Source organism: Curtobacterium sp. 22159, assembly GCF_052045775.1.
Lineage (GTDB): Bacteria > Actinomycetota > Actinomycetes > Actinomycetales > Microbacteriaceae > Curtobacterium.
Window position 1 is genome coordinate 55,975 of the sequence record NZ_JBQEPN010000009.1, and the last position, 16,317, is coordinate 72,291.

The window sequence follows — 16,317 nt, forward strand, 5'->3', positions numbered from 1 at the left end:
GGTAGGTGCCGTTCACGCGTCCTCGACGACGAACGCCGCCCACAGGTCGGCCCGGGTCGCGAACACCGACAGGTCCCGCTCGAGCAGCCGGCCGGCGTGCTCGACACGGGCTCGGGCGGTGTGCCGGTGGATGCCGAGTGCCTGCGCGGTCCGGTCGTACTCGCAGTTCTGCGCGAGCCACTCCCGGACGGTGCGGGTGAGCTCCGTGCCCGCGGTGCGGTCGTGCTCGAGGATCGGGGCGAGGAACGCCCGGGCCACGGCGCCGGCGTCGACGTCCACGTGGGCGAGGTGCGCGAGGACGCCTTCGCGGGCGAGGTCGCCGAACTCGGTCGTGCCCGGCCGTCCTTCCCGCCGGCGGTCGAGCGCCTGCACCGCCTCAGTCCGCGCGCGGCCGAAGTACCGGTAGGAGGCGCCGTCGGAGAGCCCGGCGTGCAGGTCGTACCGTGCGACGAGTTCCTCCACGATCCCGGTGTCGTCGGCACCGACGCAGAGGAACAGTGCGTCGTCGACGGCGAAGAAGAGGTGTCCCGGGCGGTCCTGGACCCACAGCTCGAGCAGGTCGACGACGGTGTCGATGTCCTGGTCGGGCACGTCGACCGCGGCGATGCGGACCGGCTCGGCGGGGAGCGGTCCCCAGACCTCGCGCGAGGTCGAGTCGACGACGGCGGGGTCGCCGACGGAGAGCATGGTGAGCAGGCCGGTGCGCAGGAGACCACGTGCTCGCGCGAGTTCGCGGTTCTGCTGCAGCGCGAGACCGGCGAGGGCGATCACGGAGGTGACGACCTCCCGGCCGGCGCGGTCGAGGGCGCCACCGTTGGCGATGGCGAGGACACCGATGAGGTGCCCACCGCTGCCGAGGGTCTGCAACGTGAACCCGGTGCCGTGCTCGGTCGTCACCGGCAGGCTGGCCCGTTGCCCCGCACGCAGCAGGCGCAGCGACTCGCTGCGGAGCAGCTCCAGGTCCCCCGAGGGGACCCCGTCGTCCGGGTGGACACGGTCGAGCCGTCCGGAGACGTCGAACAGCCCCACCCACCCGTCGAGCTGCCGGGACAGCTCCGCGATCGTGGCGCCGAGCCCGTCCGGGCGCATGGCGGCGAGGGAGATCGCGCGCTGCGCGGCGAGGGCCCAGGCGTTCCGGGCGTTGGCCTCGCGCGCGACGGCGTCGGCGTTCGCCTGGGCGACGGCGATGAACGAGGTCTCGTACGGCACCTCGAACAGCAGCAGGCCGAGTCGCTCGCACGCGTCGACGAGCTGGGACGGTGTGCCCGCGCGCACCACCTCGGTGCCGAACCCGAGCGCCACGACCCCTCGCCGCCGCAACCGTGTGACGTAGTCCGTGGCGACCGCGTCGGTCACCTCGGTGTCGACCCCGAACTGGGTGCCCGTCGTGAGGAGGCCCTGCCCGCCGGTCAGGAACGGCGTCGGGTCCTCGAGGTCCGAGCTGTGCAGCCACGACAGCGGTTCGTCGAGCGCTGCGGCGTCGGTGCCGGTGAGCAGTCGGAGGTGCAGGTCGGCGCGGTGCAGCAGGGATCGGAGGGTCGCGGCCATGGAGGCACCCTATCCGCAGAGTCGATCAGCGACGGGATCGATGTACACGGTGGACAGTGGGGGGCGTCCTCGGACGCTCCTACCATCGCGGCATGTCCTCCACCGCTGCACCCTCGATCAGCGCCGCTGCCGGCGGCCCTGCGCTGCCCCAGGAACGACGGCTCGTCACGGCCGTGCCCGGCCCGCGCTCCCGCGAGCTGTTCGAACGGAAGACCGCCGCCGTGGCGTCCGGCGTCGGTGTCGCCGTCCCCATCGCGGTCGTCGCGGCGGGGGGCGGTGTCGTCGTCGACGCCGACGGCAACTCCCTCGTCGACCTCGGCTCCGGCATCGCCGTCACGAGCGTCGGCAACGCCCATCCCGGTGTGGTCGCCGCCGTGCAGGACCAGGTCGCCGCGTTCACGCACACGTGCTTCACGATCGCCGCCTACGACGGGTACGTGGCCGTGGCGGAAGCCCTGAACCGGCTCACGCCCGGGGACCACGAGAAGCGGACCGCGCTGTTCAACTCGGGTGCCGAAGCGGTCGAGAACGCCGTGAAGATCGCCCGGAAGCACACCGGACGGCAGGCGGTGGTGGTGTTCGACCACGCGTACCACGGGCGCACCAACCTGACGATGGCGCTCACCGCGAAGAACCAGCCGTACAAGAACGGCTTCGGTCCGTTCGCCCCCGAGGTCTACCGCGTCCCGATGTCGTACCCGTACCGCGACGGGCTGTCCGGCCCCGAGGCGGCGAAGCGCGCGATCTCCCAGATCGAGAAGCAGGTGGGCGCCGAGAACACCGCCGCCGTGCTCATCGAGCCGATCCAGGGCGAGGGCGGCTTCGTCGAGCCCGCCCCGGGCTTCCTCGCGGCCCTGTCCGAGTGGACGACGGCGAACGGCGTCGTCTTCATCGCGGACGAGGTGCAGACCGGGTTCGCGCGGACGGGCGCGATGTTCGCGAGTGAGCACGAGGGCATCGTGCCCGACGTCGTCACCACCGCGAAGGGGATGGCCGGAGGCCTCCCGCTCTCCGCCGTGACCGGCCGCGCCGAGATCATGGACTCCGTGCACGCCGGCGGCCTCGGCGGCACCTACGGCGGGAACCCCGTCGCGTGCGCCGCGGCGCTCGCCGCGATCGAGGCGTTCGAGCACGACGGACTGGTCGACCGCGCCGCCGCGATCGGCGACCTGCTGCTCGGTCGTCTCCGCCAGGCGCAGGCGAGCGACCCGCGCATCGGCGACGTCCGTGGTCGCGGGGCGATGGTCGCGATCGAGCTCGTCGACCCCGCCACCGGTGAGCCGGACGCCGCGCTCACGGGCAGCGTCGTCCGGTACGCCTACGAGCACGGCGTGATCGCGCTCACCGCGGGCACCTACGGCAACGTCGTGCGCTTCCTGCCCCCGCTCGCGATCAGCGACGAGCTGCTCCGCGAGGGACTCGACATCGTGCTGGAAGGACTGGCCGCCGCATGAGCACCACGACCCCGACGGCCCTGGGAGCGACCGCCTGGCCCACCGTCCCGGACGCGACCGGACCAGCCGCCGAGCAGGCGGTGCTCGACCGGGTCCCCACGGGCCTCCTGATCGACGGGACCTGGCAGCCGGCCAGTGTCGACGTGACCTTCCCCGTCGTCGACCCGGCCACGGGCGAGACGCTCCTCCGCGTCGCGGATGCAACCCCCGAAGACGGTCTCCGTGCCCTCACCGCCGCGGATGCGGCCCGTGCGGGGTGGGCGACCACCCCACCCCGTCAGCGCGCCGAGGTGCTGCGCCGGGCATTCGACCTGCTGCAGGAACGCCGGGAGGAGTTCGCGCTCCTCATGACGCTCGAGATGGGCAAGCCCCTCGCCGAGGCCCGTGGCGAGGTGACGTACGGCGGCGAGTTCCTCCGCTGGTTCTCCGAGGAGGCCGTGCGCATCGGCGGCTCGTACGGCCCGAACCCCGAGGGCTCCGGCCGGGCGATCGTCTCCCACAAGGCGGTCGGACCCGCGTTCCTCATCACCCCGTGGAACTTCCCGCTCGCGATGGCCACCCGCAAGATCGCGCCCGCGCTCGCCGCCGGGTGCACCGTCGTGGTGAAGCCCGCCGAGCTCACCCCGCTGACCACGCTGCTGTTCGCGGACCTGTTGCTCGAGGCGGGCGTCCCGGCGGGCGTCGTCAACGTCGTCCCCACCACGCACGCCGCGGCCCTCTCCGAGCCGCTGATCGCCGACCCGCGCCTGCGGAAGCTCTCCTTCACGGGTTCTACCCCGGTCGGCCGGACCCTCCTGCGCCAGGCGGCCGGGAACGTGCTCCGCACCAGCATGGAACTCGGCGGCAACGCCCCGTTCCTCGTGTTCGAGGACGCCGACCTCGACCTCGCCGTCGAGGGTGCGATGCTCGCCAAGTTCCGGAACACCGGTCAGGCCTGCACGGCGGCGAACCGGTTCCTCGTGCACGAGGACCTCGCCGACGAGTTCGCCCGGCGGATCACCGAGCGCGTCGCAGCGATGCCGGTCGGACGCGGGACCGAGGACGGCGTCGCGATCGGTCCGCTCATCGACTCCCGCGCGGTCGACAAGGCCCACCGGCTCGTCACCGACGCGCTCGACCGCGGTGCCACGCTCCGGACCGGCGGCCACCCCGTCGACGGGCCGGGCACGTTCTACGCGCCGACGGTCCTCACGGACGTGCAGCCCGACAGCGACCTGCTGCGGGACGAGATCTTCGGCCCGGTCCTGGCGATCCGGACCTTCCGAACCGAGGACGAGGCCGTGACGGCGGCGAACGACACCGAGTACGGTCTCGTCGGCTACGCCTTCACCGAGGACCCGGCCCGCGGACAGCGGCTCATGGAGCGGCTCGAGACGGGCATGCTGGGACTCAACACCGGCGTCGTCTCGAACGCGTCGGCGCCGTTCGGCGGCGTGAAGCAGTCCGGCCTCGGGCGCGAGGGCGGCGGCGAGGGCATCGCCGAGTACCTCGAGACCATGTACACGCTGACCCCGGACCCGTTCCGCAGCACGAGCACCACGACAGGAGCAGCACGATGATCGAGAGAGACGTCGTCGTCATCGGAGCCGGCGTGACCGGCCTGACCGCCGCGAACCGGCTGGTCGCCGAGGGCCGGACCGTCGCCGTGCTCGAGGCCCGCGACCGGGTCGGCGGTCGCACCTGGACGAACGACATCGAGGGCGTCACGCTCGAGATCGGCGGCCAGTGGGTGTCACCGGACCAGACCGCGCTGCTCGAGACCCTCGACGAACTCGGGCTCGAGACGTACGACCGCTACCGCGAGGGCTCCAGCGTCTACATCGACGAGCACGGCACCCGCACCGAGTACACGGGCGACATCTTCCCGCTGCCGGAGGCCACCGCGGCCGAGATCGAACGCCTCGTGGCGGTCGTGGACGAGTACGTCGCGAAGGTCGATCCGGCACGCCCGTGGGAGACCGAGGGAGCGGCAGCCCTCGACGAGACCTCGTTCCGTGCGTGGCTGCACACCCTCAGCAACGACCGGGTCGCGACCGACAACGTCGAGCTGTTCATCGCCGGCGCGATGCTGACCAAGCCCGCCCACGCCTTCTCGGCGCTGCAGGCCCTCCTCATGGCGGCGTCCGCCGGGAGCTTCTCGAACCTCGTCGACGCGGACTTCATCCTCGACAAGCGCGTCGTCGGCGGCATGCAGCAGGTCTCCGAACGGCTCGCGGCACGGCTCGGCGACGACGTCCACCTCGACGCGCCCGTGCGGACGCTCCGCTGGGACGACGAGGGCGTGGTCGCACTCGCCGACGGCGGCATCGAGGTCCGGGCCCGGCAGGCGCTCGTCGCCGTCCCGCCGCCCCTCTACTCGCGCATCTCGTACGAGCCGCCGCTGCCGCGCCGCCAGCACCAGCTGCACCAGCACCTGTCGATGGGCTTCGTGATCAAGGTGCACGCCGTCTACGACCGCCCGTTCTGGCGCGAGGCCGGGCTGTCCGGCACCGCGTTCAGCCCGTACGAGCTCGTGCACGAGGCGTACGACAACACCTCGTTCGGCAAGGAGCAGGGCACGCTCGTCGGATTCGTGTCCGACGTGCACGCCGACGACGTCTTCACGCTGTCCGCGGAGGAGCGCAAGGCCCGGGTCCTCGCCTCGCTCGCGCACTACTACGGCGACGAGGCGCTCCGGCCCGTCGTCTACTACGAGAGCGACTGGGGCACCGAGGAGTGGACCCGCGGCGCCTACGCGGCGAGCTTCGACCTCGGCGGTCTCGTCCGCTACGGCGCCGACCAGCGCGCTGCCGTGGGTCCGATCCGGTTCGCGTCGAGCGACCTGGCCGGGCACGGGTACCAGCACGTCGACGGAGCGGTCCGGATGGGCCGTGCAGCGGCCGCGGAGATCCTCGCTGCCCTGCCACAGCCGGCGGTGCAGTAGCGCCCGAGCACGGTGGACGCCAGGCGCGGTGCGATCCGGCACCGCGCCTGGCGTCCTGTGTGTGCCCGGCTCGGCCGCGCGTACCGTCGCGGCCATGAGCGACACCACACCCAACGGGACGAACGAGCCGACCGACGACGAACGGCAGTACACCGAGGACCTGCCCGACGGTTCGTCCACCGGTGACGCGACCGAGGACCCGGAGCAGGACAGCGACCGCGACTCGGGCGGCGAGCCGGTCGACCCGCAGCAGTAGCGGATCCGCCGAGGCGGCGGTCAGTCGCTCGCGCGGATCGGCTCCCCGGTCTCCGGGTCCCAGCCGACGACGCGGGGCGCCTGGGCCCCGGCCGCCCGTGGCACCCGCGGCGGGAAGAACCCGCGCGCCGCGGGGAGGTACGGCAGCGCCGCCGCGACCCCCGCGAGCACCGCGATCAGCGTGTGGAGGCCGTACGGCGGGGCGAAGCCGCCGATCACGGTGAGTGCGCCGAGCACCGCCATCCAGAACCGCGCGCGGCCAGAGCCGCGACCGACGCGGAACGCGCCGAACACGAACCACGCCAGGAACGCCAGGCCGACGAGGCCGGGCAGGACCATCCACGGGCCGTCGGCCGACACGCTGCGTGCGATCTGCACGGACGACGACACGAGCTGGAACGCGAACAACGCCAGCCAGAGCACGACGGCGGCCGTCACGACGGCGGGGCGGGGGCGTGGAGCACCTGTGGTCACGTCGTGATCCTACGGCCGGGCTCAGCCGGCGGCGATCACGCGCTCCGCTGCTGTCCGGGCCGCCGCGGCCCAGGGGCGGGAGGGGTCCGCCTGCGCACTCGCCATCGCGCCGTCGTAGAGCAGGCAGAGCTGCAGCGCCGTCCCTCCGGCGTCCGTGCTGCCGGCTTCGGCGAGCAACGACTCGAACAGTTCCCGTACCCAGGTGCGGTGTTCGAGGGTGACCACGTGCGTCGAGTGCCCGGCGCCGTACTCTGCCTCGACGTTGATGAACGGACAGCCGCGGTACCCCGGTTCCGCGAACCACTCCCCGAGCAGGTCGAAGACGGCCAGGATCCGCTCCCGCGCAGCGTCGCCGCGGCCGGGGAGCTCCTCGGCGACGTGCTCCTGCCATGACCGACTGCGCCCGCGGAGGTAGCCGAGCACGAGGTCGTCCTTCGTCCGGAAGTGCGCGTAGAGACTCGCTTTCGAGATCCCCGCTTCAGCGGCCACCTGGTCCACCCCCACGGCGTGGATGCCCTGCTCGTAGAAGAGCCGGTCGGCTGTCGCGACGGCGCGCTCGTACGCGGGACGTCGACGGGTGCGAGGTTCGGAGCTGTCGGGCACGGATTGACATTACTGCACTGATCTGTACAGTTACCAGCGTCAAACCAAACCGATCTGTTCAGTTAGGACATCGACCATGACCAAGACCGCACTCGTCACCGGTTCCACCAGCGGCATCGGGCGCGCCGCCGCCGAGCAGCTCGCCGCCCGGGGGCTGCACGTCGTCGTCTCGGGCCGCAACACCGAACGCGGGCAGGACGTGGTCCGTGCCATCCGCTCCGCAGGAGGGAGCGCCGACTTCGTGCGGGCAGACCTGGGGGACGCGTCGAGCGCGCGGGAACTCGCCAGCGAGGCACTCCGGCTCGGCGGCGGTCGGGTCGACGTGCTCGTGAACAGCGCTGGCATCTTCCCGTTCGGGGCCACCGCCGACACCACACCCGAGGGGTTCGACGATGTCTTCGACGTCAACGTGAAGGCGCCTTACTTCCTCGTCGCTGCACTCGCGCCCGGGATGGCCGAGCGCGGTGATGGTGCGATCGTGAACGTCACGACGATGGTCGCCGAGTTCGGCGCCGCTGGCATGGGTCTGTACGGCTCCACTAAGGCAGCACTCGTCCTGCTGACGAAGTCGTGGGCGGCGGAGTTCGGCCCGTCGGGCGTCCGCGTGAACGCCGTGAGCCCGGGGCCGACGCGCACCGAGGGGACCGCGGCGATGGGGGAGGGCCTCGACCAGCTCGCCGCGGCCGGCCCCGCAGGCCGTCCGGGCACGGCCGACGAGGTCGCCGAGGCGATCGTGTTCCTCGCGACCGACGCCGCGTCGTTCGTGCACGGGGCGGTGCTGCCGGTCGACGGCGGGCGCATCGCCGTCTGACGCGACGACGGAACGGACGGGAGGCGCGGTGCCGGGCCGCACCGCGCCTCCCGTCCGGCGGTCGTCAGCCGATGCGGATCAGCTTCTTGTTGACGAACTCGTCGGCCCCCAACGGGCCGAGTTCGCGGCCGAAGCCGCTCGCCTTGACCCCGCCGAACGGCAGCTCCGGGCTGTCCGCGCCGACGATGTTCACGTAGACCATGCCGGCCTCGATGCGGTCCGCGACGCGGAGCGCCTGGTCGGCGTCGGTCGTGAACAGGTACGAACCGAGGCCGTACGGGGTGTCGTTGGCGATGGCGACGGCGGCGTCCTCGTCGGCGACGCGGTACACGGCGGCGACCGGACCGAAGAACTCCTCGCGGTACGCGTCGTTGTCGGGCGTGACCCCGGTCAGCACGGTCGGCGTGAAGGCGTTGCCCCGGCGCTCGCCGCCGGTGACGACGGTCGCTCCCTGGGCGGTGGCGGCGGCGAGCTGCTCCTGCAGACGGTCGGCGGCGGCCGGCGACGAGAGCGGACCGAGTTCCGCGCCCGGCGTCGTCGGGTCGGTCGGGGAGACCGCTGCCATCGCCGCGGTGAACTTCGACAGGAAGTCGTCGTAGAGGTGGTCCGCGACGAGGAAGCGCTTCGCCGCGTTGCAGACCTGTCCGTTGCCCTCGAGCCGGGTGGCGACGGCGGACTCGACCACGGCGTCGAGGTCGTCCGTGGACAGCAGGATGAAGGGGTCGGACCCGCCGAGCTCGAGGACGACCTTCGTGAGGTTCCGACCGGCGACCTCGGCGACCGCGGCACCCGCGCGCGCGGAGCCCGTGAGGGAGACGCCCTGCACGCGCGGGTCGGCGATGACGTCGGCGGCCTGGTCGTTCGTGGCGAAGACGTTCGTGTAGGCGCCCTCGGGGAAACCGGCGTCGTGGAAGACCGCCTCGATCGCGAGCGCCGACTCGGGGCACTGCGGGGCGTGCTTCAGCAGGACGGTGTTCCCGATGAGCAGGTTCGGGCCGGCGAAGCGGGCGATCTGGTACGCGGGGAAGTTCCACGGCATGATGCCGAGCAGGACGCCGATCGAGGACTTCCGGATGAAGGCACTGCCCTCGCTGCCCTCGGCCAGCGTGATGGGCTGGTCGGCGAGGAACTCCTCGGCGTGGTCGGCGTAGTAGTCGTAGATGTCCGCGCAGAAGTCGACCTCGCCGACCGCCTGGTCGATCGGCTTCGCCATCTCGCGCACGATCGTCGCGGCGAGGTCGTCCCGCCGCTCCCGGTACAGCTCGGCGACGCGGTGGAGCAGGGCGGCGCGGTCCGCGACGGTGCTGGTCCGCGACCACTCGGCGTGGGTGCGGTCCGCGCTGTCGATCGCGGCCCGCAGCTCCTCGTCGGTGATGGTGGGGAAGGTGCGGAGCACCTCGCCCGTGGTGGGGTCGGTGACGGCGTAGTCGGTCATGCGGTCCTCTCAGAGCTGGTCGGTCAGCTGCTTGTTCACGCCCGTCACGGGCTGGTTCTCGTCGAAGCCCCTCGGCTGGATCCGGAAGCCCTTCGTGATGACGAGCAGGTACACGAAGCCGATCGCAGCCCAGACGCAGCCGGCGATGAGGGCGTCGGCGTGCAGCTGCGTCCAGAGAACACCCGTCAGGAGCATCGCGACACCGGGCATCAGGATGTAGGTGAACCGGTCGCGGGCGGTGTGCCGACGGCCCTCGCGCCAGGCGAAGTGCACGATGACCGTCAGGTTGACGAACGTGAACGCGATGAGCGCGCCGAAGTTGATGTACGACGAGATCGTGTCGAGCGAGAACGTCATCGCGAGGAGCGTGACGAGGCCGACGATGATGACGTTCGGGATGGGCGTGCGGGTGCGGGGGCTGACGTAGCCGAACACCTTCTTCGGCAGGACGTTGTTCCGACCCATCACGAGCAGCATGCGGGCGACGCTCGCGTGCGACGCGAGTCCGGACGCCAGCGCGGCGACGAACCCGGCGGCCACGAGGATCGCCTGGAAGACCTTGCCGCCGACGAGCAGGCCGATCTGGGGCAGCGGGTCGTCGGTGAACTCGCCGAACGGGGCGTTCGTCGGGAAGCGGAGCTGGGCGAAGTAGGCCGAGACGAGGAAGATGAGGCCGCCGATGAGCACGGTCAGCAGGATCGCCTTCGGCATGGTCCGGACGGACTTCGCCTCCTCGGTGTACATCGTGACCGCGTCGAAGCCGATGAACGAGAAGCAGACCACGGTCGCACCGGTCAGGAGCGCCGACATCGTCACGCCGTCGTGCACGAACGGTTCCGTGCTGACGATGGTGCCCGCTCCGGCGCCGCGGACGAGCTCGATGACGGCGAAGACCACGAACGCGATCATCGCGAGGATCGCCCCGATGAGCAGCACCATGTTGAGGTTGGACGTGCCGCGCATCGACAGGCAGATGACCGTCGTGACGAACACCGTGTAGACGACGACCGTCACCCACGCGGGCAGGGACGGGAACACCTGCTCGAGGTAGAGCCGGATGATGAGCGCGTTCACCATCGGCAGCAGCAGGTAGTCCAGGAGTGACGCCCAGCCGACCATGAACCCGGCGTTCGGGTGGATCGACTCCCGCACGTACGTGTAGGCGGAGCCGGCGGCCGGGTAGACGCGGACCATCTTCCCGTAGCTGACGGCCGTGAGGAGCATGATCACGAGCGCGATGACGTAGGCGCTCGGCACGGCCCCCTTCGTCTGGCCCGAGACGATGCCGAACGTGTCGAACACGACGGTCGGGGTCATGTAGCCGAGCCCGAGGCCGACGATCGCCCAGAGCCCGAGACTCCGCTTCAGCGAGCCGCCCCGCGCGGACGTGGGCGTCGGGGTGAGGACGGTGGGTGATGCCATGGGGAGTTCCCTCCTGCGCGCGACCTGGGCCGCGGGGCCGGGGTCCGCGCGGCACTGCGCGGACCGTGTCGGGTGGACCGGTGCGCCGACCCTACCGATGCCGTTGGCATACCGAGACCCGCCACCGGGTACACGATCGCGGACGTCGGTGTACGTGGTGGCGATTGCCGCGGATGCCACCGGTCCTGGCTGTGGGCAGCCCCGGAGGACGCTCAGCCCGTCCGGCCGTCCCGCAGCTGGTTCGCGGCCCCGCTCCCTACGCTCACGTCGGCGCGATCGGCGCCGTCACCCCCGTCGCACCTCGGCGGGCCGGACGAGGAGGACCGATGACCCGGACCCGCGGGAGCCGCAGCGGCCGTGGAGCACTGCTCGCCACTGCACTCGTGGCGGCGCTGGCGGTCGGCGGAGCCGGAGGGTGGACAGCTGCCCGGATCCGGTCCGCACCCGAGCCGTCGGCCGCGTCCACAGCTGCTCCGACCGCCGCGTCACCGCAGCCGGCGAGGACCACACCCCCCGTGGTGACGTCCCCCGAGGGGATCCCCGCGGCGGAGGCTCCCGGGACGGCCCCGGGGCCGACGGTCGACGACCTCGCCGGCACGTGGACCGCGCCGGCGGGCATGCCGACCGCGGGACGACTGCTCCGCGTGACGATCCCCGCCACCCGGTCGCACTTCACCGCCCGCCCCGCGCTGCTCTACCTGCCCCCGGCCGCACTGACCGCGGACCCGCCACCGCTGCCCGTCGACGTCCTGCTGTCCGGCCAGTCCGTCGGCGCCGGGCCGGACGACGTCGAGTCGGGCGGACACATCGAGCAGACGATGGACGCCCTGGCCGCCCTCGACCGGGGTCTCGCACCGATCGTCGTCGTGCCCGACCAACTCGGCCCCCGCTCGGCGAACCCGATGTGCGTGGACGGAGCGCTCGGCAACAGCCGCAGCTACCTGACCGAGGACGTCCCGGCGTGGGTCACGACGCACCTCCGGGTGCAGACGGGACCGTCGGCGTGGACCATCGGCGGGTTCTCGCAGGGCGGGACCTGCGCGATCCAGCTCGGAGCGGGCGACCCCGCCCGGTTCGGCAACCTCGTCGACGTCTCCGGCGAGGAGGGTCCCACCCTCGGCACCCCCGCACGCACGATCGCCGCCGGGTTCGCCGGGAACCGCGCCGCCTGGGCCGCAGCCCAGCCCGCCGCCGTCTTGCACGCCCACACTCCGTACCGGGCGTCGAACGCGTTCTTCGCCGCTGGCGCGCTCGACCGGGCGTACGGTCCGGTGATGCCGCGGATGGCCGCACTGGCGCGGGCGGCGGGCATGCACGTCGCGACCTGGGTGGTGCCGGGCGGACGGCACAACTGGACGACCGCGGGTGCCGCGCTCGCTGCGGGGCTCGCGTGGCTCCAGCCCCGCATCGGTCTGGCGCCCCCGGCCGGCTAGCGTCCGGTCGTCGGCTGCTGCTGGGTGATGCAGTGCAGGCCGCCGCCGCGAGCGAACACCTCGCGGGCGTCGACGGTGCGCACCTCACGTCCCGGGTAGACGTCCGCCAGGATGCCGCGGGCCCGGTCGTCCGCGGCCGGCTCGCCGAACCCGCACGCGACCACGGCGCCGTTCACCACGACGTGGTTGACGTAGTTCCAGTCGACCGGGCCGCCGTCGTCGGTCAGCGTCGTCGGTGCGGGCAGCTCCACGATCGTCGCGTCGGTCGCCGCCTCGAGCGCCCGGCGGATGATCGGCATCACGAGGTGGTCCGGGTGGGCCGGGTCCGGCTGCGCGTGCAGGAGGACGGTGTCCGGCGTCCCGCTGAAGGTGGCGACCATGTCGACGTGTCCACGGGTGCCGAGGCCGTCGTAGTCCCGCGTGAGTCCGCGGGGGAGCCAGACCACGTCGGTGGCCCCGATCGTCCGCGCGAGTTCCTCCTCGACGCGGGGTCGGTCGGCGTAGGGGTTCCGTCGGGGGTCGAGCTGCACGGTCTCGGTGACGAGGACCGTACCGGTGTCGTCGACGTGGATCGCCCCACCCTCGTTGACGAGCAGCGACGGGATGCGCTCGGCCCCGGCGGCGGCCGCCACCGTCGCGCCGATCTCCGCGTCCCGTGTCCAGGTCGACCAGGAGTTGGCGCCCCAGCCGTTGAAGATCCAGTCCACCGCGCCGAGCGCCCCTGACGCGTCGTCCACGACGAAGGTCGGACCGATGTCCCGCATCCAGAAGTCGTCGAGCGGGGCCTCGAGCACCTCGACGCTGCCGGCGAGGAGCCGGTCGGCGTCCGCGCGTGCGACCGGGTCCACGACGACGGTCACCGGCTGGTACTCGCTGATCGTGTTGGCGGTCGTCGCCCAGGCCCGCCGCGCCGCCTCGGCGCTCGCCGCGTCGTCCCCGAGGGTGGCGCCCGGTCGGGGGAAGGCCATCCAGGTGCGCTCCTGCGGGGCCGTCTCCGCCGGCATCCGCCAGGTCACGACCGCACCGCCGTGGCGTCGGTGTCGAGGTCCGCGATGGAGGCGCGGATCGCCTCGCGCGCGCCGTACCCGTCGCGCACGGGGTCGACCTCCTGCACCAGGGCGCCGTAGAGGTCGGGCCGTCGGGTCAGGTAGAACGGGAAGAGCCGGAGCCACTCCACCCGGGCGTCGAGGTCGAGGTCGGCGACGAGCACCGCGTCGGCGTCCCGCGGTGCCTCGACGAGCACCCGGCCGAACGGGTCGGAGATGAACGAGGACCCGTAGAAGGTGATGTCGCCCTCGTTCCCCCAGCGGTTCGGCACCACCATGAACTGACCGGCCGTGATCCCGTTCGCGACGATCACCTGCCGCCAGATGCCGGCGGTGTCGAAGTCGGGGAAGGTCGGCTCGGACCCGATGGCGGTCGGGTACGCGAGGACCTCCGACCCGGCGATCCCGTACGAGCGGGCGACCTCGGGGAACCACTCGTCCCAGCAGGTCGGCAGGCCCACGCGAGCGCCGAGTCCGGCGGGTTCGTACACGGGGAACGCGTCGTCGTCGGCGCCCGGGCGGAAGTAGGTGTCCTCGTAGTACCCGGCGCTGATCGGGATGTGGGTCTTGCGGGTACGGCCGACGAGGGTGCCGTCCGGGGCGACGAGCACGGCGGTGTTGTAGCCGCGCGGGTCGTCCGGTCGGTCGTCCTCGGCGGGACGTTCGTACAGCGACGCGTGCACGAAGACACCGTGCTGCCGCGCCCGCTCCCGCGCGAACGTGATCGTCGGTCCGTCCTCGAGCGACTCGGCCTGCTCCTTCGGTGCGGGTCCGGCCGGGGTGTCGCCCGGGTAGCGCGACAGTGTGAGCTCCGGTAGGAACACCGCGGTGGCGCCGGCCGCCGCGGCTGCGGTGATGCCGTCGGCGAGGGTGCGCCGGTGCTCCGCCGGGTCCTCGTGCCACCGGGTCTGCACGAGGGCGACCCGGACGGAGCGACGGTCGGTGCCCGTGTCCTGGTGGAGCGGCGAGGGGAGGTGCGCGGCGGTGATGACGTCCATGCCGACATTGTTGATCACATGATCAACACGCACAACCCCTCGTCGCTGCTCCTCTGGCTCAGTTGTACGAGGCGAGCCGGTTCGGGGCGGTGTTGCCCGCCGGTGTCGGCACGGCCCCGCCAACGCCGTTGATGACGCTCGAGATGGTGCCCGTGTCCCCGAGCGACACCGTGACGAGCCCGTGCGCGCGCACGCCGGCGGTCTGCGGGACCTCGAAGGCGCGGTCCGCGTGGACCGACGGGTTCGTGTTGAAGAAGCAGTAGACCCCGCCACCCCAGATCTCGTGGCTCGTCACGTTCGCGGCGACCTTGTACGCGGCGTACCCGGCACCGGTCGGACTCTGCCACGAGGCGTTGTCCGGCACGTCGTACGGCATCTCGTTCTGGAAGAAGATCGTCTTCCCGTTGTTCCCGTTCCACTGCACTTCGTACTTCTGGTAGTGCTCGACGAAGAGGCCGGTGGCGAGCACGTCGTTGCCGTTGACCTCGACGCCGGTCGCTCCCGTGTTGACCGTCCACCCCGTGGCGGCCCCGCCGTGGTCCGCGCGCCACGCCCAGATGTGGTCGACCAGGGTGTCGTCGGCGTTCACCTGCAGGGTGGTCGAGGCCTTCCCCTGGATGCTCGACCCGACGCGGAAGAACACGTCCTGGATGCTCTGCGGGTCGGCGGCGTGGTCGACGTGCGAGCCGGAGACTCCCAGTCGTACGAGCTGCGCGCTGTTCTGCGTGCCGGCGTCCACGACGAGGTTCGACACGTTCACCCCGGCCACGTCGTTCGAGGTCAGCACGGCGTTGCCCCGGGTGGGGACGAGCGTCGGGAACCCGATGCCCGTCACGACGGTGTCGGCCCGCGTGACGTTGATCGCTGCGTCGAGCTGGTACGTGCCCGGCGTGATGAACAGGTTCAGGCCCTGGGACAGTGCCGCGTTGATCGTCGCGGCGGAGTCACCGGGATGTGCGACGTAGAAGTTCCGCATCGGGATGTCGGTCCCGCTCGTGTTCGGCCACGTGACACCGGACGAGTTCTGCCGGAGCGACGGGACGAACACGTGGTACTTGTTCGACGAGTCGACGTACAGGTACGGCTTCTCGCGGGTCGTCGGCGTGGTGGCGAGCGTCGTGTAGCTCTTCGAGAAGTCGTTCGCCGGGGCGCCGTTCACCCCCGAGAACGTCATGTTCCAGTTGCCGCCCTGCCACGACCCGATGGCGGAGTTCCGCGTGTACCACTGCTGCTGCGAACCGCTCGTGACGGTCCCGTCGACCTTGCTGTCGGCGATGTAGCCACCGGAGGAGTAGCCCTGCCCGCCGTCCTGGTTCGACGGACCCATGGTGAGGTTGCCCTTGATGTGCACCCGTCGCATCGGCGCCGCCTGGGACACCGCCCACCGGTCGGTGCCGCCCTCGGGGACGATCGCGAGGTTCTCCACCGACCGCCAGAAGTTCTGGGTCGCGTTCTTCTCGTCCCCGGCGTTCCAGCCGGAGTCGACGTTCACCGCGCCGTTGATCGTGACGTCGTCCGGGTTCTTCCCGAGGCCCTGGACCGCGGTGTAGAAGCCGAGGTTCGCCCAGACGCGCCCGTACGTCCCCGGCTTGAACAGGAACGCGTACCGCTGGGACCCGAACTGCGCCGTCGTGCTCCGGAGCTGACTGTTGAACGCGGCGTCGACGTCGGCCTGGATGGTCGACGCCGGGACCGATGGATCGTAGATCTTGACGTTGCTCCCGAAGTCCGGGGTGTCGCTCGTCGTGACCGCCTGCGCGGAGATCCCCGGGACCAGTGCCCCCACGACCCCCAGGCTCACGGCCGCCGCGAGCAGTGTGCTCATCCGTCGTTGCATGATGCTCGATTCGTCCTCGTACGGCGACGTTGCCGTACGAGGACCGACGGTAGACCTGATCGGGCGCTCAGACAGTCG

Annotated in this window: 14 protein-coding genes; 6 read left to right on the forward strand and 8 right to left on the reverse strand. The window is 71.9% G+C overall.

Features of this window, described 5'->3' with window-relative positions; genetic code table 11:
- Positions 1 to 12 precede the first annotated feature (12 nt).
- Positions 13 to 1,548 carry a PucR family transcriptional regulator gene (locus tag ACTJKO_RS11685; RefSeq protein ID WP_440688826.1) on the reverse strand — a complete coding sequence of 512 codons (1,536 nt, stop codon included), beginning with the start codon at positions 1,546 to 1,548 and terminating at the stop codon, positions 13 to 15.
- A 92-nt stretch (positions 1,549 to 1,640) separates the two neighbouring features.
- On the opposite strand from ACTJKO_RS11685, the gene gabT reads away from it, so the two are divergent.
- The 4 genes from gabT to ACTJKO_RS11705 all read left to right on the forward strand — a co-directional run bounded on the left by gabT (position 1,641) and on the right by ACTJKO_RS11705 (position 6,181).
- Positions 1,641 to 3,002 (forward strand): 4-aminobutyrate--2-oxoglutarate transaminase, encoded by a 1,362-nt coding sequence (gabT, locus tag ACTJKO_RS11690; RefSeq protein WP_440688828.1) that lies wholly within the window; start codon positions 1,641 to 1,643, stop codon positions 3,000 to 3,002.
- Positions 2,999 to 4,561 (forward strand): NAD-dependent succinate-semialdehyde dehydrogenase, encoded by a 1,563-nt coding sequence (locus ACTJKO_RS11695; RefSeq protein WP_440688830.1) that lies wholly within the window; start codon positions 2,999 to 3,001, stop codon positions 4,559 to 4,561. Before gabT ends, ACTJKO_RS11695 begins: the two co-directional genes overlap by 4 nt.
- Positions 4,558 to 5,925, forward strand: coding sequence for a flavin monoamine oxidase family protein (locus tag ACTJKO_RS11700; protein WP_440688832.1), 1,368 nt, complete (start codon positions 4,558 to 4,560; stop codon positions 5,923 to 5,925). Before ACTJKO_RS11695 ends, ACTJKO_RS11700 begins: the two co-directional genes overlap by 4 nt.
- Before the next feature lie 94 nt (positions 5,926 to 6,019).
- A complete protein-coding gene (locus tag ACTJKO_RS11705; protein ID WP_440688834.1) occupies positions 6,020 to 6,181 on the forward strand; it encodes a hypothetical protein in 162 nt (53 codons plus the stop codon).
- A 20-nt stretch (positions 6,182 to 6,201) separates the two neighbouring features.
- On the opposite strand, the gene ACTJKO_RS11710 is transcribed toward ACTJKO_RS11705, so the two are convergent.
- Together ACTJKO_RS11710 and ACTJKO_RS11715 are read right to left on the reverse strand one after the other, a co-directional pair.
- Positions 6,202 to 6,654: a hypothetical protein gene (locus ACTJKO_RS11710; RefSeq protein ID WP_440688836.1), complete on the reverse strand. Its 453-nt coding sequence runs from the start codon at positions 6,652 to 6,654 to the stop codon at positions 6,202 to 6,204.
- Positions 6,655 to 6,675: 21 nt separating this feature from the next.
- Positions 6,676 to 7,257 carry a TetR/AcrR family transcriptional regulator gene (locus ACTJKO_RS11715; RefSeq protein ID WP_440688838.1) on the reverse strand — a complete coding sequence of 194 codons (582 nt, stop codon included), beginning with the start codon at positions 7,255 to 7,257 and terminating at the stop codon, positions 6,676 to 6,678.
- Between the two features lie 76 nt (positions 7,258 to 7,333).
- Here ACTJKO_RS11715 and ACTJKO_RS11720 point away from each other — a divergent pair, with 76 nt between their 5' ends.
- On the forward strand, positions 7,334 to 8,068 hold the full coding sequence (locus tag ACTJKO_RS11720; protein ID WP_440688840.1) for an SDR family NAD(P)-dependent oxidoreductase: 735 nt from the start codon (positions 7,334 to 7,336) through the stop codon (positions 8,066 to 8,068).
- A gap of 64 nt (positions 8,069 to 8,132) precedes the next feature.
- On the opposite strand, the gene ACTJKO_RS11725 is transcribed toward ACTJKO_RS11720, so the two are convergent.
- The gene (locus ACTJKO_RS11725) at positions 8,133 to 9,503 is read right to left on the reverse strand and encodes an NAD-dependent succinate-semialdehyde dehydrogenase (RefSeq protein WP_440688842.1); all 1,371 of its coding nucleotides are present in this window, start codon (positions 9,501 to 9,503) and stop codon (positions 8,133 to 8,135) included.
- Positions 9,504 to 9,512: 9 nt separating this feature from the next.
- Positions 9,513 to 10,925, reverse strand: coding sequence for an APC family permease (locus ACTJKO_RS11730; protein WP_440688844.1), 1,413 nt, complete (start codon positions 10,923 to 10,925; stop codon positions 9,513 to 9,515).
- Positions 10,926 to 11,440: 515 nt separating this feature from the next.
- Here ACTJKO_RS11730 and ACTJKO_RS11735 point away from each other — a divergent pair.
- Positions 11,441 to 12,358 carry an alpha/beta hydrolase gene (locus ACTJKO_RS11735; RefSeq protein WP_440688846.1) on the forward strand — a complete coding sequence of 306 codons (918 nt, stop codon included), beginning with the start codon at positions 11,441 to 11,443 and terminating at the stop codon, positions 12,356 to 12,358.
- Here ACTJKO_RS11735 and ACTJKO_RS11740 read toward each other — a convergent pair.
- Genes ACTJKO_RS11740 through ACTJKO_RS11750 form a run of 3 tightly spaced genes read right to left on the reverse strand, consistent with a single transcriptional unit; the run spans position 12,355 to position 16,227 of the window.
- The gene (locus ACTJKO_RS11740; protein WP_440688848.1) at positions 12,355 to 13,374 is read right to left on the reverse strand and encodes an agmatine deiminase family protein; all 1,020 of its coding nucleotides are present in this window, start codon (positions 13,372 to 13,374) and stop codon (positions 12,355 to 12,357) included. The genes ACTJKO_RS11735 and ACTJKO_RS11740 overlap by 4 nt on opposite strands.
- Positions 13,371 to 14,402: a nitrilase-related carbon-nitrogen hydrolase gene (locus ACTJKO_RS11745; protein ID WP_440688850.1), complete on the reverse strand. Its 1,032-nt coding sequence runs from the start codon at positions 14,400 to 14,402 to the stop codon at positions 13,371 to 13,373. Before ACTJKO_RS11745 ends, ACTJKO_RS11740 begins: the two co-directional genes overlap by 4 nt.
- Positions 14,403 to 14,460: 58 nt before the next feature.
- On the reverse strand, positions 14,461 to 16,227 hold the full coding sequence (locus ACTJKO_RS11750) for a hypothetical protein (protein WP_440688852.1): 1,767 nt from the start codon (positions 16,225 to 16,227) through the stop codon (positions 14,461 to 14,463).
- Positions 16,228 to 16,317 lie beyond the last annotated feature (90 nt).

Bases quoted from the DNA above. Each gene is read 5' to 3' on its own strand.
- ACTJKO_RS11695 (WP_440688830.1), top strand. From the start codon at position 2,999: ATGAGCACCACGACCCCGACGGCCCTGGGAGCGACCGCCTGGCCCACC.
- ACTJKO_RS11700 (WP_440688832.1), top strand. From the start codon at position 4,558: ATGATCGAGAGAGACGTCGTCGTCATCGGAGCCGGCGTGACCGGCCTG.
- ACTJKO_RS11725 (WP_440688842.1), bottom strand. From the start codon at position 9,503: ATGACCGACTACGCCGTCACCGACCCCACCACGGGCGAGGTGCTCCGC.
- gabT (WP_440688828.1), top strand. From the start codon at position 1,641: ATGTCCTCCACCGCTGCACCCTCGATCAGCGCCGCTGCCGGCGGCCCT.
- ACTJKO_RS11750 (WP_440688852.1), bottom strand. From the start codon at position 16,227: ATGAGCACACTGCTCGCGGCGGCCGTGAGCCTGGGGGTCGTGGGGGCA.
- ACTJKO_RS11705 (WP_440688834.1), top strand. From the start codon at position 6,020: ATGAGCGACACCACACCCAACGGGACGAACGAGCCGACCGACGACGAA.
- ACTJKO_RS11745 (WP_440688850.1), bottom strand. From the start codon at position 14,402: ATGGACGTCATCACCGCCGCGCACCTCCCCTCGCCGCTCCACCAGGAC.
- ACTJKO_RS11685 (WP_440688826.1), bottom strand. From the start codon at position 1,548: ATGGCCGCGACCCTCCGATCCCTGCTGCACCGCGCCGACCTGCACCTC.
- ACTJKO_RS11730 (WP_440688844.1), bottom strand. From the start codon at position 10,925: ATGGCATCACCCACCGTCCTCACCCCGACGCCCACGTCCGCGCGGGGC.
- ACTJKO_RS11720 (WP_440688840.1), top strand. From the start codon at position 7,334: ATGACCAAGACCGCACTCGTCACCGGTTCCACCAGCGGCATCGGGCGC.